16 protein-coding genes are annotated in these 21,972 nt (G+C 51.0%); 9 read left to right on the forward strand and 7 right to left on the reverse strand.

The annotated features are described in order from the left end of the window. Positions 1-21: 21 nt before the first annotated feature. Entirely contained in the window at positions 22-1,824 is a 1,803-nt protein-coding gene (locus BZG13_RS08470; protein WP_077486304.1) for a Na/Pi cotransporter family protein, read from the reverse strand. Positions 1,825-2,016: 192 nt separating this feature from the next. Then, positions 2,017-4,023: a M4 family metallopeptidase gene (locus BZG13_RS08475; RefSeq protein ID WP_077486305.1), complete on the reverse strand. Its 2,007-nt coding sequence runs from the start codon at positions 4,021-4,023 to the stop codon at positions 2,017-2,019. 249 nt (positions 4,024-4,272) lie between these two features. On the opposite strand from BZG13_RS08475, the gene BZG13_RS08480 reads away from it, so the two are divergent. From BZG13_RS08480 to udp, 5 genes are all read left to right on the forward strand, one after another. After that, the gene (locus BZG13_RS08480) at positions 4,273-5,067 is read left to right on the forward strand and encodes a DUF2927 domain-containing protein (protein ID WP_158074876.1); all 795 of its coding nucleotides are present in this window, start codon (positions 4,273-4,275) and stop codon (positions 5,065-5,067) included. Positions 5,068-5,205: 138 nt separating this feature from the next. Next, positions 5,206-5,622, forward strand: coding sequence for a CBS domain-containing protein (locus tag BZG13_RS08485; RefSeq protein WP_077486307.1), 417 nt, complete (start codon positions 5,206-5,208; stop codon positions 5,620-5,622). 480 nt (positions 5,623-6,102) lie between these two features. After that, entirely contained in the window at positions 6,103-7,329 is a 1,227-nt protein-coding gene (gene gltS / locus BZG13_RS08490) for a sodium/glutamate symporter (RefSeq protein ID WP_077486308.1), read from the forward strand. Positions 7,330-7,494: 165 nt separating this feature from the next. Then, complete coding sequence (locus BZG13_RS08495; protein WP_108743873.1) at positions 7,495-9,801, forward strand: zinc/cadmium/mercury/lead-transporting ATPase; 2,307 nt, start codon at positions 7,495-7,497, stop codon at positions 9,799-9,801. Between the two features lie 227 nt (positions 9,802-10,028). Beyond that, complete coding sequence (gene udp / locus BZG13_RS08505; protein ID WP_077486310.1) at positions 10,029-10,790, forward strand: uridine phosphorylase; 762 nt, start codon at positions 10,029-10,031, stop codon at positions 10,788-10,790. Between the two features lie 104 nt (positions 10,791-10,894). On the opposite strand, the gene BZG13_RS08510 is transcribed toward udp, so the two are convergent. After that, positions 10,895-12,064, reverse strand: coding sequence for a Card1-like endonuclease domain-containing protein (locus tag BZG13_RS08510; RefSeq protein ID WP_077486311.1), 1,170 nt, complete (start codon positions 12,062-12,064; stop codon positions 10,895-10,897). Positions 12,065-12,308: 244 nt separating this feature from the next. Next, the gene (gene yccS, locus BZG13_RS08515) at positions 12,309-14,567 is read right to left on the reverse strand and encodes a YccS family putative transporter (protein WP_077486312.1); all 2,259 of its coding nucleotides are present in this window, start codon (positions 14,565-14,567) and stop codon (positions 12,309-12,311) included. 244 nt (positions 14,568-14,811) lie between these two features. On the opposite strand from yccS, the gene helD reads away from it, so the two are divergent. Next, positions 14,812-16,887, forward strand: coding sequence for a DNA helicase IV (gene helD, locus BZG13_RS08520; protein WP_077486313.1), 2,076 nt, complete (start codon positions 14,812-14,814; stop codon positions 16,885-16,887). Positions 16,888-16,938: 51 nt separating this feature from the next. Here the strand turns inward: helD and BZG13_RS08525 are convergent, their stop codons facing one another. After that, entirely contained in the window at positions 16,939-17,394 is a 456-nt protein-coding gene (locus BZG13_RS08525) for a methylglyoxal synthase (protein ID WP_077486345.1), read from the reverse strand. A 317-nt stretch (positions 17,395-17,711) separates the two neighbouring features. Here BZG13_RS08525 and BZG13_RS08530 point away from each other — a divergent pair, with 317 nt between their 5' ends. Further along, a complete protein-coding gene (locus BZG13_RS08530) occupies positions 17,712-18,197 on the forward strand; it encodes a hypothetical protein (protein WP_069362819.1) in 486 nt (161 codons plus the stop codon). A gap of 29 nt (positions 18,198-18,226) precedes the next feature. Continuing rightward, positions 18,227-19,342: an endonuclease/exonuclease/phosphatase family protein gene (locus BZG13_RS08535; protein ID WP_077486314.1), complete on the forward strand. Its 1,116-nt coding sequence runs from the start codon at positions 18,227-18,229 to the stop codon at positions 19,340-19,342. Here BZG13_RS08535 and BZG13_RS08540 read toward each other — a convergent pair. Further along, complete coding sequence (locus tag BZG13_RS08540; protein WP_077486315.1) at positions 19,339-20,211, reverse strand: (2Fe-2S)-binding protein; 873 nt, start codon at positions 20,209-20,211, stop codon at positions 19,339-19,341. The two genes, BZG13_RS08535 and BZG13_RS08540, sit on opposite strands and share 4 nt — an antisense overlap. A 180-nt stretch (positions 20,212-20,391) precedes the next feature. Further along, a complete protein-coding gene (locus BZG13_RS08545) occupies positions 20,392-21,003 on the reverse strand; it encodes a YitT family protein (RefSeq protein WP_077486316.1) in 612 nt (203 codons plus the stop codon). 229 nt (positions 21,004-21,232) lie between these two features. On the opposite strand from BZG13_RS08545, the gene BZG13_RS08550 reads away from it, so the two are divergent. Continuing rightward, positions 21,233-21,946: a GntR family transcriptional regulator gene (locus BZG13_RS08550; RefSeq protein WP_077486317.1), complete on the forward strand. Its 714-nt coding sequence runs from the start codon at positions 21,233-21,235 to the stop codon at positions 21,944-21,946. The last annotated feature ends 26 nt before the right edge of the window (positions 21,947-21,972 follow it).

A 21,972-nucleotide genomic window follows, 5' to 3' on the forward strand; every position in this document is an offset into this window, starting at 1 on the left:
TAAAAATTTGCCAGTAATGTATCATTGCGAGTCTTTTTCGCGCAGGTGTAATTTGGCGATACGTTTTGTCACTGTATACACACGTTTCAAAGACTCAGTCCACTCCATCTCAATGCTGAATAGCTGTAGACGGTTGGCATCATGCTCGATCAAGCGCTCGGCTTGGTGAGCCAACACTTTATCTAATAGGGCGTTGAGCGCACGTTTGGTGTGCAGTACTTGTTTCGCGCGGTTATTATCGCCACGCCGAATGGCATTCACACTATCTAGCAGTGCGTGAGTGACTTTATCTTGAATCGTATCAAGGGTCTCCCGCATCTCATCGCTGATATCGATCTCGGCATGCAGTGATTTATCCATGATAGGAACCAAAGTGTCCTCAATCAGGTCAGCAATGCTCTCGAGTTTATCAGTCATGCTAATCAGGGTGATCTGTCGGTCACTCTGTGCTTGTGTGAGTGGCTCTTTACGCAATCGACCGAGATAAAAAAGCACATGTCCGTGCAAAATATCGACTTGATGCTCAAGCTCGTCGATTTTTTCTAATGCATGAGTCGCCGCATCTCGCTCTTGCTGGGAGGCTAATTGAGAAGTGAGAGGGGGGAGCGTATTCATCATATTGCAAACCCGGCGTCCGATGCGGCCAATTTCGAGCTGGGCTTGATCCATGGCGATATCGGGTGTCATCAGCAGCTCTTTAGAGAGATATTTGGGTGAAACACTCGGGCGTTCACTTGGGACAGGCTTAGGTTTTTTGGGGATGATTTTCTTGGCGAGCCAAACAAACCCGCCGACAAACGGCAACATGACCAATGTATTGACGACGTTGAATAGGGTGTTGGCATTGGCAATTTGGCGAGGCAATTCCGCGCCTAAGCGCTCAACCCCCGTGAGGTCAGGATGACTTGGCGACAGTGCGACGCTCCAATCACTCAACACACTGATCAATGGAAGCCATACCAACACCCCGATAATGTTAAACAGAATATGTACGCTGGCGGTTTGTTTAGCCTCTCGCGATTTCCCAATCGCGGCGAGAAGAGCGGTCACACAGGTGCCGACGTTGGCACCCATCGCTAATGCGATCCCGCCCTCAAGGGAGATAAAGCCTTGCCCCGCGAGGACGATGACAATCCCGGTTGTGGCAGATGAAGACTGCACTAGCGCGGTAAACAGGGCCGCCAGTAGAATGGCAAAAAAAGGATTGTGCATTTTCGCCATGGTATCAATAAACGGCTGATAATCGCGCAGCGGTGACATTGCCTCACTCATCACGTTCATCCCCGTAAAGATCAATCCCAACCCGAATAGCATTTTACCGTATTGCTTGGTTTTATCGGCCTTGGCGGTAAATTGAATAAAAAAGCCGGCGGCCACCATCAAATAGGCGGCTTGAGTGATTTTAAAGGCGACAATTTGGGCGGTAATGGTTGTCCCGATATTGGCACCCATGATCACGCCTGTTGCTTGCGCGAGCGACATTAACCCCGCAGAAATAAACCCGATGAGCAGCACAGTCGTGACAGAGGAAGACTGAATGGTTGCGGTCACCCCGGCCCCTGTGAAGACACCGGCGACTCGGTTAGTGGTGAGTTTGGCTAACAAGGCTTTAAGTCGGCTTCCAGCGGCGTTTTTTAGTGCTTTGGACATTTTATCCATGCCGTATAAAAACAGCGCCAGGCCACCGAGCAGCCCCATTAACATTGTGAGGGTATGGAGCGAAGACGCGTCCGTGTTCGCTGCCCATGTGAGGGAGGGCAGCAAAAATAAGAGGGTGGCCAAAAAGCGCCACTGCCAAGTATGACTCAACGCGGTTAGTCGCATTTATCGCCTCTACGTTGCTAGATTATGACCAATAATCATTAACATAGATGCAATAAAACTGTAATGCGAGTGGCGCAGTGACGTTAGGTGAGGCATTGACGGGAAGAATCGCTAGGGGATCACACTCTTAGAGTAACGTGAGACGGTGTTAACTCAAATAAAGCGGCCGACAAAAGGTCGGCCGCAGAGCACTTAGCTTTGGCAGCTGCCTTGATACTGCCAAACCCATTGGTTAGTGAAAGGGTCTATGCCCCAGTTGTCTTGCGTGGCCTGGAATAGATGCCCTTGATACTGAACGGTGACGCCTGCTGGATAATAGTTGTATCCACCCCAAGTCGGCATATTGGTACAGCGGTTGGTCTCAACCCCGCGATCGTCAAGGCGTGCTAATACGTTGGTCGCATAGTCACGCGCCCCCACCACTGTGACGTACAGATCCATGCCCTGAATTTGGCTAAAGCCACAGTACTCTTCGTTGCCTGCATTGGTTGAGGCGCAATCGTTGTCATTGACAGTTGCAGGGCGACCTACCGCGGCATATAAGTCTACTTCGCCGTGACCACGATAGGTTTGTAGCCAAACGGTGCCGCGAGGCGCATTTTTTACCACGAACTGGTAACCAGCGCCCGCACGCCCTTGGATTTGCACGGGCTGATCGAGCGTCAGCGGCAAAATCTCTGGTTCAGGTTGTGGTTCTGGGTCTGGCTTAGGGTTTCCTTCCGTCCCTTGGCAGCCCTGAGTTTGAATGCCCACTTCGGCAAAGGCCTGACTCACTGCACCCGCTGGGTAGTTAAGATCTTTAGCGGCTTCGCAAACCCCATTCGCACCTTGTTGGAAACTGGAATTCGGACGCCAATAAAGCTGATTCGCTGTCGCAAATGCTTTAAAGGCCTTTTTGATATTCCATTGGTCGCTGGTGGCGAGATGGTAAAACGCTTTGTTGTAAATCCCCGAGCTTAAGTGGACATCAATGCCTTGATAGTAACGGTCAACGTGACCAATAGAGCGACCGTCTTTACTGGGGTTAATGAAATAACGCATGGCTTCGCTATGCTTCATCACGTCTTCACCCATTTTCCAGTTAAACTCACCAAACACGTACTGTCCCAGAGCCGCTGCGGCGACATCCGAGAATGATTCATTCATCCCACCGGACATACCGCGATATTCGAGCCCTGAATTTTGTTCAGTAAAACCGTGGCTGACCTCATGGGCAATAACATCCCAAGTAGTAAGCGGATACATGCTGCGATTACCGTCACCAAAGGTCATTTGTCGTCCGTCCCAAAAGGCATTACCGTAACCTTGACCGTAGTGGACGCGCATAGTGAGTTTCTGTTGAATCGGACGTACACCGAGCCAGTCTTGGTACATATCAAATACTTTCTGACCAAAAAACTGCGCATCATTCATTGGCGCATAAGCACCGTTGACTTGACGGTAGGTGTTTTGTGGGCAATTAAACTGATGAACCTCTCCGCCCCATTCGCGGTTATTCATGTTTAATGTCACCACGTTGGGGCTATCCATTTGGCAGTAGCGGTTGACCTCAAAACTGCCTAGCTGGGTATTGGGACCGAAATTAAATCGGCCGCTCTTTTGGTTACCGCCGGGGCCACCCGCCTCTAGGTGCGCGATGCCCTCCCAGCTGTCAAGGATATCGCCAGACTTCGCATCAATAATTTTGATTGGACGCGATGGGTGACCATCGTCGCTGGCGAGGTAGTCGACTTTGTAGACCAGGCGGGCTGTTTGTTGTTTATCCAGCCAGACCAAAAGCTCTGTGTTTGCATCCGCTTGGTGAAAATGCTGACTGCCTTGGTGAGTCTGGCCTTGTGCAATCGCGATAGCCTGCTGTTGATTAATCATGGGGAGTGTACCACCGATATCTTGTTCGATATCAGTGACAACGTCACCTTTAACGCTGGGCGCAAAGCCGCGTGCGGCGGTATTTTCAACCACCGAATAACCGTAAACGGGAACGCCATGATGTAGCTGCTGCTTGCGCACTAAGGCTTTGTTGCCCACTTGTAGGCGTGACTTTTCACGAAAGCTTAATGCTGGCGATGAGGCCACCATCGTGCGAGGTTGATCATCATTTAATGCCGCGCTCAAATCTAAGCTTGAGGCGTCGACCACATTGGCAGCCTGAGCAGGTATCGCTAATGGAAGGGTTAAAGCGAGTAGCGTTTTACGCATAGTGTCCTCTTCATACTACAACGAGTTAAAAATCCTTGGTTACTATCCATCGTGTGCGTCTCAAGCGGGTTTTTGAGCGGTGATAATGAGGATTTGGTTCAAAAAGTGTCTAGAAAAGTGGAACTGKTGTTCGATTTTTACGTTATGTGCATAAAATAAAAGACAGCGCTAGCGTGTGTTAAAAAATGATTTAAGCGTTGTAATTTCGTGACTATGCTAGCTAGGGGATTCGATATTGGGAGTAATGCTGTGAGTCACTTATACTCGCGCCTTTTTCTGCGGGCAGTATTATTAGGCTTTTGCCTAACCGTGACGCCTGTGATGGCAAACCAACAGGCTTGGCAGTCGCCTGATTATATTGTTGAGGCATTTTATCGTATCGCATTTCAGAGCGAGTATGTGCAAGGTGAACAAGGCGTCCGCAAGTGGGATGGCCCGATCCGCTATCATGTGGCGCATCCGATCAGTGCGAGCCAGTTACACGACGACCTTGTCACATATCATGTTGCACATCTGGAGACGCTAACCGGGATCGACTTTATCCCAACGCCGACTTCGCAGCGTGCCAATCTAACGATTATGTTCACCAATCATGAACGYTTTTTAGATGATGCGCGCAAACAGTTTAACAATGCCGATGTCTCACCATTACATGATGCCGTGTGTGCGGCTAACTTTCGAATCAATCAAGATGGCGCGATTCATCATGCAGCGGTTGTTATTCCCGTTGATTTAGCACGCTCCAAAGGGAAACTCGTGGCCTGTGTGGTGGAGGAGCTGACACAAATTATGGGGCTGCCTAATGACGATGATCGGGTTTTCCCATCGATTTTTAATGACCGCACGCCACAACAGCTTTTGACTGGGCTAGATGGCTTATTGCTCAGGCTGTTATACCTCGACGAAATAGAAGCCGGGCAAGATTGGCAGACGGCACAGACCATCATTCAGCCAGTCGTTGAACAGTGGGCAAGTGACGGCACCATTGACAATGCACACCGCAGTGTCAAAACCGGTGAGCTTTATCGTTTACTGGGCTGGTAGCCGAGCGATTAACGCTATTCGTTTTCCATTGATTTGCTCAATAACACAAATTGTTTAAAGTGATTTAGACATTTCGCCATCTTCGACAACACTTAAAGGACAGGACAGCAAATTGTCATGACGGTCAAGGGAGGCGACATGGAGTCGATCACTGTTAAAGATTATATGAACAAACGCCCGGTAACCTTTTCACCGGATATGCCGCTTTCTAGTGCACTGGAAAAACTGCTTCGTAGTCAGCAAACGGGTGGGCCTGTGGTAGATGCCAATAAGCGGTTGGTCGGGTTTATCTCCGAGCAAGACATGCTGCAGCAGTTGCTACGTGACAGCTATCATTGCCAAGATTCACACGCCGTGGCGGATTGTATGACCAGCAACGCGTTGGCGGTTGAACCCGAGGACAGTATTATTAAGCTTGCGGAAATGATGGCACCCACCAAGCCTAAACTGTACCCGGTGGTCGACGAGGGCAAGTTGGTGGGTATTATCACCCGTCGAGATGTCTTAAGAGCGATCAGTATGCAAATGGGTGAATGTCTGACCCATCCAGTCTGAGGTTTTTCATTACGCGCACCTTACTATTTGGGTAAGGGGCGCTTATTTGCTATCGCCACCAACATGGCATCACCTTTCTTGTTTCCCCTCCCATACTGACGGCTGTCCTTCCGCGCGTTGTGGCTGGCCGCGTACAAAGATCGAACGAATTGTGGTTATTTTTCATTCAGTTTTATGTGCTGGTCAATCAATTTTAATCCTGCTTATTTAAGTAGTTACTTGCCACGGGGCAACATATAGTTCGATTATTAGTGCTTGTTTTGCGTTTTTCTGCTATTGTGCCGCCCGTTGGTAGCGGGCAGTTATCGCGAGGTTGAGGCGTACAAAAGCCCAAGCGCGGCAGCAAAACGATAAGCAGGATGCTGGAGTATCGTGACGTGTGGCTAACCCGTATTGACGTCAATGTGAATGTAAATGAGGTAACACAAAGGTCAAATTAAACAATCAGGGAGGATGAGGTGAGAGAAACAAAGAGGTTATATGTATCAACTCAATTCAATTGGTGCGCTAGAATCATTCCTGATTGCCATCGGTGTCCTTTTTTTAGGCCATTTTGTTAATTCAAAAACGCCCGCATTAAGAAAATTTAATATCCCAGAGCCGATTGTGGGCGGGTTAATTATTGCGTGTGTTATTTCTATATTACACTACAACGGTATTGATTTTAAATTTAGCTTGCCGTTAAAAGATACGTTTATGCTGATGTTTTTTGCGACCGTTGGTCTGGCAGCAAATTATAAACAATTAGTAAAAGGCGGCTTAAAGGTATTTTGGTTTCTTGCCATCGCTTCTGTGTACATCATTATACAAAACGCTATTGGTGTCAGTTTTGCGTCGATGCTTGGTTTAGATCCATTGATGGGGCTGGTCGCTGGATCGATTACCCTGTCTGGCGGGCACGGAACCGGCGCGGCTTGGGCCCAGATCTTGACCGATGAATATGGTATTCAAAGTACCCTGGAAATTGCAATGGCGTCGGCAACACTCGGTCTGGTGATTGGTGGTATTATTGGTAGCCCAGTTGCCCAGCGTTTGATTAATAAACATCAGCTTGAGTCTGAATATGGACGTGGTACCACAACACACGAAAAATATCCCGAGCTTGTCACGTACAATGAAAATGAAGAAGATAAAGTGACAGCGAAGAAAGTCATTGAAGTCTTATTTATTTTACTGCTGTGTATTACGGGGGCTCGCCATTTATCTGAATGGGTGTGCGGGTTTAATATTGAATGGCTAATGGTGCCTGACTTTGTTTATGCTCTCTTCTTGGGTGTAATAGTCACCAATACGCTTGAGGTTTTTAAACTCAGAAAGCTAGAGTCAGAAACCGTGGATATGGTCGGCACTGTCTCTCTCTCATTATTTCTAGCGATGGCGCTAATGACGTTGAAGCTATGGAACATTCTCGATTTAGCAGTCCCATTTTTAATTATTCTGGCGATTCAATCGGTGGTTATCGGCTTATTTAGTTACTACGTCACGTTCAAGTTGATGGGGAGTAATTATACAGGGGCCGTGATTGCTGGTGGACATTGTGGTTTTGGCCTCGGCGCTACCCCGACCGCGGTGATGAATATGGGCTCAATCGTGAATCGTTTCGGCCCCGCGCCTCAAGCCTTTATGGTGGTGCCGATTGTGGGGGCTTTCTTTATCGATATCGTCAACCTGCTAATTTTACAGGGCTATATTTTTATTATCCAATAGGATCATTGCGCTCAGCTATCATTGCTGAGCGCATTTTTTCTGCTGTCGCGCAGCGTTTGGCAAACTCAATGAGCGTTGTTTTTATAAGCGCTTGACTCTGGAGTGGGCTCCAACCCTTATACTGACCACAAGTTAATGACACACCGACCAAAGAAGGAGTCGATTATGTGTAAGCATTGTGGACATCACCACTGTCATCAACCGCATCACCAAACGGTGTCTCCGTCTACGCAAACGGTAACGAATACCTGCCAAGCGTCGAGCTGCTGTTCCAGTCACCAAGAGGGTGAGGGTAGTGCGGGCGATGATGACCCCGACAGGCGACAAACCTCGTGTCACCATACCTGCCAGAGTGCGCCCTCGGCGTCATCTCCTCAGTTATCCTCCATCACCCATGAGTGGGTGGTTACGGGCATGGATTGCCCAAGCTGTGCCGCTAAACTTGAAAAAGCAATTCATGCCACGCCGGGTGTAGAGAGCGCACAAGTGCTGTTTGCCACTGAAAAGCTACGAGTCGCTTTAGCGCACGATGCCTCAACGGAGACGCAATCGGCCATTGAGCAAGCGGCTAAAAAAGCCGGTTTTCCGCTCGTCACCTTGGATCAAACCGCCACTGTGCCTTCTGGTTGGCAAGAATGGCGCGATGACGCCCTGCTGTTTGGTTTAATTGGCATTATGCTGGTCGCTTGGGGGCTGCATTATTGGTCGGCTTCTTTATCCGATTGGCTGTTTACTGCTGCGACTGTAGTTGGTCTCGCTCCCATCGTGCTTAAAGCGGGTCGATTGGCGCGTCAAGTATCGCCGTTTTCGATAGAAACCTTGATGAGTATTGCGGCCATCGGTGCGTTATATCTTGGAGAGACCACCGAAGCGGCAATGGTATTAGTGTTGTTTCTCATTGGCGAGCGGTTAGAAGGGTATGCCTCTACACGTGCCCGCGATGGCATTCAGTCGCTGATGGCATTGGTGCCAGAAACTGTGACGCGAATTGATAGCGACGGTTCACGTGAGACCGTGGCGGCCAGTGATCTACAGCCAGGTGACCGGATTGAAATTAGTGCTGGTGAGCGACTCCCCGCGGATGGGCAGCTAATGGACGCTGCGGCGAGCTTTGATCAGAGTGCACTGACAGGCGAACCGATCCCTGTCGATATCGAAGCGGGTGATACCGTGATGGCGGGCAGCCTTGCAACCGATAAAACCGTACAGCTGACCGTGACATCCGCACAGGGCGAAAATGCCATTGACCGTATTTTGCGCCTTATTGAGCAGGCCGAGTCGAAAAAAGCGCCGATAGAACGGTTTATCGATAAATTCAGCCGCTGGTACACGCCGGCAATGATTGGGCTAGCCGCGCTAGTTGTGGTGATTCCCCCCCTGTTCTTTGCCGCCAGCTGGCAAGAGTGGTTATATCGAGGCTTAGCACTGTTATTGATCGCCTGTCCATGTGCGCTCGTGATTTCGACACCTGCGGCGATTACCTCTGGACTGGCCACCGCAGCCCGCCGTGGCGCTTTGATCAAAGGTGGGGCAGCACTGGAAACACTGGCGAGCGTCAATGCCGTCTCTTTGGATAAAACCGGCACGCTCACTGAGGGTAAACCAATGGTGACCGATGTGCGCGCGTGGCAGGGTGAGGAAACGGCGCTACTGGAAGCGGCGACCGCCATCGAGCGTGGTAGCCATCACCCATTGGCAAAATCTTTGGTCATGTATAGTGCCGAGCGCGGCCTATCAGTGCCGGATGCCTCGCATATCCAGGCGAATGCCGGTCGCGGTGTGCAAGGCGTGGTTGAGGGACAAGCCGTCCGGCTGGTTGCGTTAGACAAGGTGGGTGAGTCGACGTTAAATCATGCGCAATATCAAGAGGCCAAATCGGTGGCCGAGCGCGGGGTGACGGTTGCGGTTGTGCTGATTGACGAGCAACCACAAGGGATGATCGGCTGGCGAGATACACTGCGACAGGATGCGCGAGAAGCCATCGAGCAATTGCGTGCGATGGGTATTCAGCCTGTGATGCTGACGGGTGATAACCCGACCTCGGCGGCGGAAATAGCCAATGAGTTGGGCATTGATTACCGCGCGGGACTATTGCCGGAGAATAAGGTTGAGGCGGTAGAAACGCTGGCGGAGCAATACCGCATCGCAATGGTTGGTGATGGCATCAATGATGCACCGGCCATGAAAGCATCGCACGTCGGGGTGGCAATGGGAAGTGGTACCGATGTGGCGTTAGAAACGGCCGAGGCGGCATTGAGTCATAACCGACTGGTCGAGTTACCCAGAGTCCTGCAACTGGCGCGCGCGACCCAAGCGAATGTGCGGCAAAACATCACCATTGCATTAGGGCTTAAAGGGGTGTTTTTAGTGACCAGTGTACTCGGTATCACGGGACTTTGGGTCGCGGTGCTGGCTGACAGCGGTGCTACCGCGCTGGTCACGCTGAATGCGCTACGTTTACTTCGTGACTAGCGCTTAAAAACAGGGCAAAGGCTGTCTGCTTTTGCCTTTATAAAGTGATAGCGATCTCTAAATTCTGAAATCTGTAATATCCAATATAGTAATAGGTCGATGATGGTCACACAAAAGGTGGCAAATTTGGGTATCCTAAACGCATAACCAATAACGAGTTCGGGCCTCATCAGCAAGGCCCACATTAATTCTAATGCGGATAAATGCATCCAGCGAGGAGACGAATGATGTCTGATACCCCTGTATTTCACCTTGGCGTAACAAAAGCGGATCTTCAAGGCGCAACCACGGCGATTATTCCTGGCGACCCGGCGCGCGTTGAAAAAATTGCTAACTTGATGGAAAACCCAACGTTTCTCGCCTCGCAGCGTGAATATGCCTTGTATCTTGGTTGGCTCGATGGCAAATCAGTGGTGGTTTGCTCAACGGGTATCGGTGGCCCATCGACCTCTATCGCGGTTGAAGAGTTGGCACAACTTGGTGTGGGCACCTTCTTGCGTGTAGGCACCACCGGGGCGATTCAGCCGGACATTAATGTCGGCGATATGATTGTCACCACCGGCTCTGTACGCCTTGACGGCGCAAGCAGCCACTTTGCGCCAATGGAATTCCCAGCGGTGGCTGATTTTGACGTCGCTACGGCCATGAAAGCCGCCGTTGATGACGACGGCGCCACGGTTCACACAGGCGTGACGGCATCCAGTGATACCTTCTACCCAGGTCAAGAGCGTTACGATACCTTTAGCGGCCGTGTAGTGCGTCGCTTCCAGGGTTCAATGCAAGAATGGCAAGACATGGGTGTGCTGAATTTTGAGATGGAATCAGCCACCTTGCTGACCATGTGTGCTAGCTCTGGCTTGCGTGCAGGTTGTGTGGCCGGTGTGATTATCAACCGTACACAAAAAGAGACCCCAGATCACGCGACCTTGAAAGAGACGGAAGCGCGCTCAATTAAAGTGGTGGTTGAGGCAGCACGTAAGCTCCTGTAAACAAGCGAGACATCGTTATCCTACTAAAACGCGGTGCCCGAGGGCACCGCGTTTTTTATTGCCGACAAGGTTGTCGAACGTGTCGTATCGCCTTGCGTAAGCGATTAACTTGTTCTTACTTCGATAGTACCGCCAGCCGCAATAAACCAATCGTAAAGATGGGTGCGTAAGTTGGCCAGCTGGTCAGGGCCGATCAAAGCTAAACCCAGATCTGTACCCCGCGTAATATCGTGATGACGTAATGGTCTAAAGCTGACCAGCATCGCACGTGCTTGCAAGCCACCCAGTAAATCGCGCAAAGACTCTAATTTATACAGGGTGTCATCACCGTCGCTAGACATGCCCTTTGTCTTGCACTCAATGATATGAAGCTTATTGTTAACCACCATGGCGACATCCAACTCATTGCGGACTTCTCGCTCGCCAATTTGGCGATAAACCTGCATAGAAAGCGCACTGTCTTGGATAGTCGGTAATTCTTTTTGGATAGAAGTGACCGTGTGGTGCACGTAGCTTTCCAGCCATTCTCCGTTGGCAAAACGTCGGGCTTCCTCACAGCTAAAAGTGAGCACACCATTTTCGTAGTGCGCTAATCCCGCATCCGATAAATCGTCGAGCAGCATCCCGAGTTCGCGATAGCCTTGCTGTTTTTCGCTCAATGCAACATCCAGGCACTGTTCTTTTCGGCAAGTGGTCGCTAAGTAATTTAAAGTGGCTAAGCCTGGACCTAATTCATACGCATTGCTCGCCCATTTTTCTCCTAACCGATAAATATCATTGGTGAGACAGCCGGTTTCCTCTTCATCGTGATCTGCGCAACGGGCACCAAAAATCGTCATGTACTCGGTCAAACTAATATGATCTTCGACCTGTTGCTGTGGAAGACCGTCGGGGTAGAGCCAGCATAATTCGTCGCTGTAGGGCTCTATCACATAACAGGGCCAGTGGTAAGTTCTAAACACTTCGTAAGCAGACAATAATTGGTGGCGTAGGCCACAGCTCGCATTAAAAAGGATGTCTTCAGAAGAGTGACTGAGCTGCTCGGCAAGACGTTTTACCTGACTTTTCACCTCGCGGATATTGATATCATCCGAGATTTCAAAAAACTCGGTTTCAATCCCCTTGGGCGCCAGCACACGCGTTAAACGCTCAAATTCCAGATCTTGCTCCAGCGTGCCAATGAGTATCAGCTTACTGACAGGCAATTGCTGATGCAAAACAGGGGTAACGAGACGGACAGGGTCAGAGTCGATGATTCCTACATGAATAGCCATAATTGCTCCAGGCGGGCTATGAGGCGGCATAAGGCCGCTTAATTATCGGTATAGTTGCCAGCCTCAACAGGTGGCGTAACTATTAATATCCGGCCTCGCGGTCAGGCTTTCAACCACTCGCTGAGTAAATAAGTGTAATTTTACACAGCGCTGACGTGATACCCGTTCTATTAACCCCGCAATAACCCGCCCCTTCTTCGTGACAGTGCCGCGCTAACCTTTGTGTAGCCGCTTTGCTTCCCTTCTAGGTGCGACTTTGCTTAAGTGCTTGCTGACGCAAGGTCTCGGTTAAACTATTTAGCTCAGGCAACATGCGTTGAATTAAGTGTAGCTGTTGTAGCACCATGCTGAGTGGGGCGTTATCAACAGGCACGTAAGTAGGAGACTGTGACTCGATGGTGGCATTGGCGTGGTGCTCATCAATGCTCACTGGCTCGCCCGTGGGTGTCTTGGTGCCGGTTGAGGGCACTTGTGCGGGTAACGCTGTAGGCAATGCTTGCCCCAAGCGCTCAGTCAACGTGTTGAGGGATTGATGAATCTCACGATGGAGCTGCGCCATCTTTTGATGATTAACCTCATCATCCATCCGGCTGCGATGCGCGCCCAGGGCGGAAATATAACTGAGCATGGCGTTGTTCAAGCACAAAAACCGGAAGGTCTCTTCAATATTGGTGCGATAGCGTCCAGGCTCCACCAGCATGTTACTGATCGCGGTGGTCAGCTCGGCATCGGCATTGTGGGCATGTCGACGCGCGATCCGATAGGCAAGGTTGTCCCGCTTACCCACTCGGTATTGCGCAATCACATGAGCCAAGTAGTCACGGTTAGCTTGCAGCGCTTCAGTCATGATCCCGCGCAAGCGGTGGGCTTGCCAGTCGGGTAGTACATAACGGACGGCGGCGACCGCAATCAAACAGCCAATCACGGTATCGCCAAGGCGAGGAAGAATAACCGCGAAACCTTGGCCAAATTGGCTAAAGCACATCAGCACCAGCAGGGTAATAAATAAAGTGGCGAGCGTGTATTGCACGGTACGAAAGGCGAAAAACAGCACCCCAGTGATCACCATTAACGCCAATTGACTGCTGGGATCAGGGAAAAGGTAGAGTGCGGGCACTCCCAAGAGTAAACCGGCGACCGTCCCTAAAATGCGCTCTTTCAACTTACTGCGCGTCGCAGAGTAGTTGGTCTGACACACAAATTGAATGGTCATCAAAATCCAAAAGCCGTGCTCTAACGAGAGCCCTTGGATCAGTGCATAACCGGTCAGCAGTGATAAGGACAAACGCACCGCATGACGGAAACGCAGTGATTTAATCGTGAGCTGCCGGCGAATGCGGTAAGCCATTTCCCCTAACGAGTGTGCATCCGGGTCGGCCAGTTCACTTTCTTGGAGGTTGTCCGTGCTGGCTAAGTGGCTCAAGCTGGCCAGTTGTTGTTCCACTGTCTCCAAGTTTTTGTAGAGAAAATCGAGTTGCTGCAGCAGCGCGAGGCGAGTGCTGTCTTGCTCCTCTTGTGCCGACAAATAGGCCATCGACTGTTTGATTGCCATGAGGGCTTGGTGGCCTGTTTTCGGGTGATGGTAGTGTGTACCGATCGACATCGCTTGCGCAACATCCCGGCAGGCTTGCGCTTGCGCGTTTAATAAGGCTTCAAAGCGAAAGAGGATATCGGAATGAAAAAAATGCGCCGCCAGATCCTGGTAACGATAATGGGATGAACTCACACGTTCGTGAATATCTTGGGCAATGAAATAGGTTTGTAGCAAGGTTTGATGCCGCTTTGTGAGTCGACCGCGTCGAGCACGGGCCAGTAATGACGCTTTCGCTTGATTGAGCGCGGCCACCACTTGCGCATTTTGGTTGGCGGCAGCAATACGCGTCGGTTGCGGAACCAACTCGGCGACCGGATGGAACAAACTGGACTTGGTTTCCATATAAGTGGCGGTTTGACGAAACACCGCAGCCAATCGGTGCTGAACCGGGCGGTGAGGCCATATCATGATCCAAGCCAGCGACAACAGCCCATACCAGAGCGCCCCAGATAACAGCATCATCGGCTGTAACCACATATCACTGCCTTGCTCCATCCCCAGCATGGTGTAAACCGCCAAAAGTAACGAGGCAAAGGCGATGGTGCCATAGCGCTCACCGATCGCGCCCAGCATGATAAAGCCAAAGCTGGAGGTCGTCAGGCCAATCGCGAATAGCCAAGGGGTGTCGTACAGTAGCTCGACCGAGAAGGCCGCGACGGTAAAGCAAACAAGGGTGACACCGAGCGCACGCAACCGCCCCCAAAAATGATCATCCACTTCCGCCAATGCCGAGGCAATGACACCGAGCACCAGTGGCGTCACAATATCTGTGCGTCCGGCGTATCCCGCGTACAACGCCACACCCATCAGGGCAATAAGGACGCGAATACTGTCATTAATACGATGGTTCGCCCAATACTCACGCACGGCGAGCGGCAGGAAAGGTAAACGTGGCAGAGAAAAAGGCATAAATAAGGATGACCGGCCAACAATGTTGGCAAGATAGCAGAAATGGAACCAGAAACTAAGCCTCAATGAGGGATTTTCTCGGGGAATAAGAAAAGGGTTGCGGCAGGTCAATTTCGTGTTGTCAGCGCACTGCGTAGGCAGTGGCATCGCGCTAGTAAATTGATTTATCGAGCATTGAGAAGTAGCATGCCAAGCATCTTTTTAGGGCACAACGCGTGCGCTATTCGCTGAATAACGTTGAGATATGAAACTTACAGCCAATCGCTGGGCACAATGGCTTGTTTACGGCGATCATTACAGCTTGCAGCTTGAAGATGATGGCTTACTGCTCGAATCTCGTCATCATCGACAATACATTCCTTTCTCGGCATGGGATGGGCAGCTAACGGTATCGCGTGGGTTGCTGTGGGGGACGATTTCGCTGACCGGTTATACCGATGAGGGTGACCCATTGCCATTCGAGGTCTTTGGCTTGCCATGGGATCACGCCCAACAAGCGGGACAAACGATTTACCGCCACTATCAAGCCTATATCGCCCGTTATCAAAAACGGCTAGCGATGATTCAGCCGAGTTTGTTGGCCGAGTTTGATGCACTGGTGAATGCGCCAGGTTATGCGCGTGTCACACAATTACGCAGCGCCCGACAAACGGTATTGAATAAGCTGGAAGGCGAGGGGATCCCTGCCTCGTTCTTGGCCAATTTGGACGAAAGCCTTGCTACCACACTATCGCCTGTGCTGCAGGCCGACTCAAGCTGGCTGAAAGCCCGCAATCAACAGTGGCAAGCGGCGATGCTTAACCAGTGGCAAACCTGGTTTGATACCATTGAATCGTCGCCATTGAATGCCGGGCAGCGCGAGGCCGTGCTTACCGATGAATCCCATACCCTAGTGGTGGCGGGTCCTGGCAGCGGCAAAACCAGCGTATTGGTGGCACGCGCCGCGTATTTAATTGAAAGTGGTCAAGCCAAGCCTGAGCAGCTTTTGTTGCTGGCCTTTGGTCGTGATGCTGCGACAGAGCTTAAAACGCGGATAAAGACCAAAACGGGCCATGAGGTGAATGTCACCACCTTTCATGGCTTTGCCCGTCAGCAACTTGCCGAGCACCAAGGACAGGCCCCGGTTATTTCGCCGCTCGCCAGTGATGAGACCGCCAAAGCGGCGTGGCTGACCCAAACACTTGCCGAACAGTGGCAACAGCCCACTACCCGCAAACGCTGGGACAAATTACATCAGCAGCAAACACTGCCGCTTGATGATAACGCTGAACTGACTGCGTGTGCCCATGACAGCCGGTTGCACACCTGGGTTTGGTCGCGTCTTTCACGGGTGATCCAAGCCAATACCACCAAGCGTGGTCTGACCGATAAACTGGCAAGCTTTGAGGAGCTGGCTGCCTTAAAAGATGAACTGGCGGTGATTTGGCCGTTGTACCAAGCCTACAAACAGGCGCTAAAAGCGGAGCAGGCGGTTGATTTTGACGGCTTGATCGCAAAAGCCACCAAGTTGTTTCAGCAGCGAAAATTCGTCACGCCTATTCAGTTTGTGAWGGTCGATGAGTATCAAGACATCTCCCCGGCACGGTTGGCGATGCTCGAGGCACTGTGTCACGGTAAAACGGACAGTGAAACCCAATCACCACGCGCCTCCTTGTATGCGGTGGGGGATGATTGGCAAGCCATTTATCGCTTTGCCGGTGCCGACGTCAGTTTAACCACCGAGTTTGCACAGCGTTTCGGTGACAGTGAAATTTGCTGGCTGACCACCTGCTATCGCTATCCGTCTACCTTGGGGGATGTGGCGCAGCAGTTCATCGAACAAAACCCCAAGCAGCTGAGCAAACAATTGGATTATGCGCGCGATAAGGCATCGGCGAAAACGCCCAAAACGATCAAGGTGATCACGGACGATAAGATAGAAAAGACACTGGTAAGCCTTGCCAAAAAGGACGCTAAAGCCGAGAAAGCAGTGAGTGTGATGCTGATAGGTCGCACGCATGCCATTTGTCCTGACGCGCTAGAAAACTGGCAAAATGCTTATCCGTCATTGGCGCTTCGCTATACCACCGCACATGCTAGCAAGGGCCAAGAAGCCCACTATGTGTTTATCCTCGGCATGGATGAAGGGGTATTTCCCGCCAAGCCGCGCTCGCTTTCACTCGGTGAGGCATTGTTAGGAAAAAATGAAGAACCGATTGATCACGCGGAAGAACGGCGACTGTTTTATGTCGCCCTGACGCGCGCGCAAAAACAAGTGTGGCTAGTACACCAAAAAGGTCATGCCTCATCATTTGTTGAGGAGCTCAAAGGGTATCTCTAGAAGGAGTATAACCCACACTGTCAGCGAACGACTCACAGCGTGGGGCAAGCACTACAAACGCTCGTCTAAATAGGCTTGATAATCAGGGATTTGAACATCCACCTCTTGGCCAAATAGCGGCGACGTGATCAGAAAGCGTGCGGTTGAGCGATTGGTGGCAACGGGAATATTCCAAACCGTGCTTACGCGGAGTAGCGCTTTGACATCCGGATCGTGTGGCACGGCATTGAGCGGATCCCAAAAGAAAATCATCGCATCAATTTTTTGTTCAGAAATCATCGCCCCGAGTTGCTGGTCACCCCCCATGGGGCCGCTGATTAACGGGGTGATTTTTAACCCGGTTTCTCGCGCAAGAATATGCCCGGTGGTGCCGGTGGCATACAGCTCATGCTGACTCAGTATCTCTTTATTTTCTTGTACCCACTCGCTCAAGGCGTTTTTGTAGTGATCGTGCGCCACTAACGCGACCTGTTTACGCGCAAGCATGGTCCGAGACGTTTGCTTCATACCCATTATCCCTCGTTAACAAGGTGGTTGTTATCAAACTGCCCACCGCAGCATTTACCGAAGCCTAAATCAATCCGGCGATGAAATATAGCGCCTAACTGACAAACTCCGACGGTCACTTGTCAGAATTATCACATTATCAATAAAAAAATAGCCAAGCACATGAAATAAAATCTATTTTTTCACCCACTTGTTAATCAAGCACGCAAAAGTAGCGCGACAACCCATCCAAGTAGCAACAAAAAGGCTACAGTTAGGTAATCAGGCAATGGAAGTGCCTAGTCATGCAGGAGTGTTTATGAGCAAGGAGTACGCGTATGTGGGTGACACTGGATTTTGAAGCATCCGGTTTGTCGTTAGTGTCTTACCCGATTGAGGTCGGGTACGTGTTACCAAGTGGTGACAGCCATAGTTTTTTGATTGACCCTTCCACCGCCAGTGGACACTGGCACCACTGGGACAATGAAGCTGAAACCCGAATTCATGGGATCTCGCGTGAACGTCTTTTTAGCGAAGGGATCAGTGTTCTTGAAGTATGCCAGCATCTCAACCAGACCCTCGCGCCTTTTGAACATGTATTGTGCGATAGCCAATGGGATCTGTTCTGGATGGGGCGACTTTATAAAGCCTGCTATATGCGTCCTTCATTCACCTTAATGGAGGTGAATCAATGGCTAAAAAAGCACAGCGATCTGGATCGGCGCGATTTTAGTCGCGAAATGGAGGCACTGGGGCCGACGCCGCATCGAGCAGAGGACGATGCGCGGCAAATTCGTCGCGCCCTCGATAGCTTGTTAAAATAGCTCGCCTTTTAGCTTACTCGTGGGATGTCATGACAACACCTTTTACCCTTAGGTTCGCGCAATTCAACCTCTCTCTAGCCGGGCGTCAGGCTGGTGACATTAAAGCAAAGATGCTAGCGCCTGCCCCCAGCCGACAAATTAAAAATCTCGCCGCAACCTTACAGCGGGTGCGTCCAGATGTGGTGGTGCTTTGCGAATTCGATCATCCAGGCGATGGCGGTGATGATGGGGCGATCGCTGCATTTTGTGAGCGTCACTTGGCCGAATCGCAATACGGTGACACGCCGATTGATTATCCGTATCGCTATTTACCCGCCACCAACACGGGGTTAAAACTCACGGTGCCGGTCAGTGAGCATCAACGCTTAAATCGTGCCCAGCAATGCCATGGCTTTGGTGACTATCATGGGCAATTTGGTTATGTGATTTTATCGCGTTACCCCATCGAAGACGATGCGATTCGCACGTGGCAAGACTTCGCGTGGTATCAGCTTCCTCAGCATCAAATTCCCGCGGAGTACTACACCGAACAGGCACAAACGGCGTTACGCCTCGCCTCGAAAAACTTGGTGTCAGTGCCGATTTTGGTTGGTGATAAACGAATACAGGTGGTGGCGTGTCATCCCACACCGCCGGTGTTTGATGGGCCAGAAAAGCGTAACTGGCGGCGCAACAGTGATGAAATTCACCAACTGATTGGCCTTTTGGATAATGCCGATTGGCTGGTGGACGACAAGGGCGCTCACGGCGGGCTTTCTCCTGAGACACCGTTTGTGGTGATTGGCGATTTAAATGCGGATCCGAGCTATGGTGATGGGGACAAGCAAGCCATTGGCGCCTTGCTTCACCATCCGCGGGTGCATCCAGAGGTTGCAGTTGGGGCGCAGGTACCAAAAAGTGACGCGGCACAGTTTCATGCGTTCCGCTTTATCGAAGGGAAAGGGCGGCCAGTCGCGACCCATAACGGTGGGTTACGCCTCGATTACGTCCTACCTTCGCGAGAGCTAGCGGTGCAAGCCTCTGGCGTATTTTGGCCGGCGTCTGATGATGCCGACTACCCACTGATTTGTGATAAAAACGGCCAAGAAAACGCCCGTGCTCACTCCGATCATCGTCTTGTCTGGGTCGATGTGGCACTGAGTTAGCGAGGCTGCGAGTCCAGCGCCACGTCTTCACGCTGACACGCGACTTCCGCGAGGCGTTTAGCTTGTTCGTCCGGCTTTAAAAAGCAGCAGGTTGAGCAATAACTGTGATCATCGACGGTAAAGATCCGGCAGCAGCCGCCGCGCAAACGGAAGCTGTGGGTTTGCAGCACAGTTTGGGTGTCATTCGGATCGTAGACGGTGACATCGTGAAAGCTACTGCGCTTGCTATAAAGTGGGGTGCCGCGTTGATGGACGATCGACAGCGCGGCTTCACGCGCGGCCTGCTCACAATCACGATGTTTACCCACCATCAAAAAGGCAATACAGATTGAATCGGCAACCACTTTCCAAAGTGGCCCTTCACGCATACTACTTTGCTCGGCAACCGCATCGACGATCGGCGAAAAGTGGCGTAACAACGCGCCGTGCAAAATAGCCTGCCAATCTTCTGCCGCTGGCTGTTTCCAGCCAATCAAGGCATTGAGGTAAAAATGTGGCTTGTGATAAACCAGCTCCTCGCCACTCGGTTTGGTGACGCGTGTAGGCTGGTATTTGACCTGCCAATTATCTAGATCTAGCGAGGGGAGTTGTCCGCCCAGTAGCCAGCTGGCCAGCACGGGCAGCAAAAACTCATAGGCATAAGCGCCGATAAAGAGCGTGCCTTGGGCGCGGTTATCTGCGTCGCCATAGGTGGCGTTGACGGCGGAAAAACACTGCGTCAATCCGTGCTCAGTCGTGAGCTGTTCTTGAAGTGACGTGCCCACTACATCATCAGGGATCACAGACAAGCCTAAAACAGAAGGGAAAGGGGCGAGTGCAACCGTGGTGGGCAGGCTTAACACATCAACGCTAGGATCGGCCGCGTTCATCAACACTCCTTTATGATAGGCGATCAAAACGCGAAATTTAGCATGTGCAGCAATCAATTGTAAGAGTGATTCGCATTTAGGCGTGCGAGCGGCGACGATGGCACGAATAACACGCCAAACTTGAGTGGATAGAGTTTGAGGGAAAAGAGGCGAAAACCCGCCTCTCAACACTCACCGCCATTATGCGGTTGAAGGAGGCTGGACTTGATAGCGTCCAGGCTTGTGATTCATCGCCAGCACGAGATTGGTGGTAATCGCTGCGGCGACAGATAAGGCAATCAGCCATGGGTCAACGATCATCAGCGACAACACCACAATCGAGCAATCCAGTGCCATTTGTACTTTGCCGGCGCGGATGCCAAACCGTTGCTGTAAGAACAATGCCAAGGTGTTAAACCCACCCAAACTACACTGATGGCGGAACATCACTAACATGCCCATGCCAATTAACCCACCGCCAAACAGCGCCGCATACACAGGGTGGATGCTATTAATGGTTAATACGGCGCTTAGATGATCCGCACCGAATGAGACGATACTGACCGCAACCAAGGTACTTAAGGTAAAGCGTTTACCCATTTGGGTGTAGGCGAGCCAATAAAAAGGCAGGTTAATTACGAAGAAAAGCTCACCAAAACTGAAGTCAGTGACTCGTTGTAAAAACAGCGCCAACCCAGCAGTGCCGCCGGTCAGTAATCCCACTTGGTTGAAAAAGAAGATGCCGAGTGACACCAAACTGCTACCGATAAGCAGCGCGAGTGCGTTTTCACGCTTGGAATGATTTCTATCCATATTTGCGTTCTATCCCTATTAAAACGACCGCTACACCATACGCTGTTGGTTGAATAGGTCGAGTCAAACGCCTGTTTGATAACAAGTGAATAACAATCCAATGCGTACATTATCATTTACGTTGTGGTTTTGATCACGATAAAAAGGCGCCGCTACAGACCAAAGTCTAATCTACATTGTCTACAATCTTATTCTATTCTGGCTTTATTAAAGTTTTTAGGCGGTTTTTATGTCTTTATTGTCGACAAATGACCAGGTTCTCGATCAGCACACGCATTCGGTGCCAGCTGAGTCACGTGAGCCCACCAAGTCAGCCAGCCTGACTGAACAGCTTATCGAGGCGATTGTCACCGGCACCTATCCAGCCGGCACCAAAGTATCGGAAGCGGGGTTAGCTGCTGCATTTGGCGTCAGCCGAGGGCCACTGCGCGAGGCGATGATGCGGGTCGAAGCCTTGGGATTGGTCGAGCGGGTGCCTCATGTGGGCGCGAGAGTCGTGACACTCACCCATCGCCAATTGGCTGAGATTTACGCGGTGCGAGAAGCGTTAGAGGGCATGGCCGCAAGACTGGCGTGTGCGCACATCACCGATGCGGAAATTGAGCAGCTCAGTGCGGTGCTCGACACCCACCATGTCTATATCGAGCGGGTGGAGGGGGCGGCCTACTTTCATCAACAAGGCGACTTTGATTTTCACTATTGCATCATCAAAGCCAGCCATAACCACAAACTGATCAATCTGTTGTGTGGTGAGTTGTACCACCTATTGCGAATGTATCGATTTCAATCGCCCCGGGCGCATTCTCGCCCCCAGCAAGCGCTGCAAGAGCACATGCAAATTTTAGCGGCAATTCGTGAGCGCGATGCCGAGTTGGCCGAAATGCTGATGCGTCGTCATATTCAGCGCAGCCGCCAACTGATTGAACAGCAAATAGCAGATTGAATAGCAACTGACGAATTAAAAATAGT

The sequence above is a fragment of the Salinivibrio sp. ML323 genome (assembly GCF_001995745.1).
Classification (GTDB): domain Bacteria; phylum Pseudomonadota; class Gammaproteobacteria; order Enterobacterales; family Vibrionaceae; genus Salinivibrio; species Salinivibrio kushneri.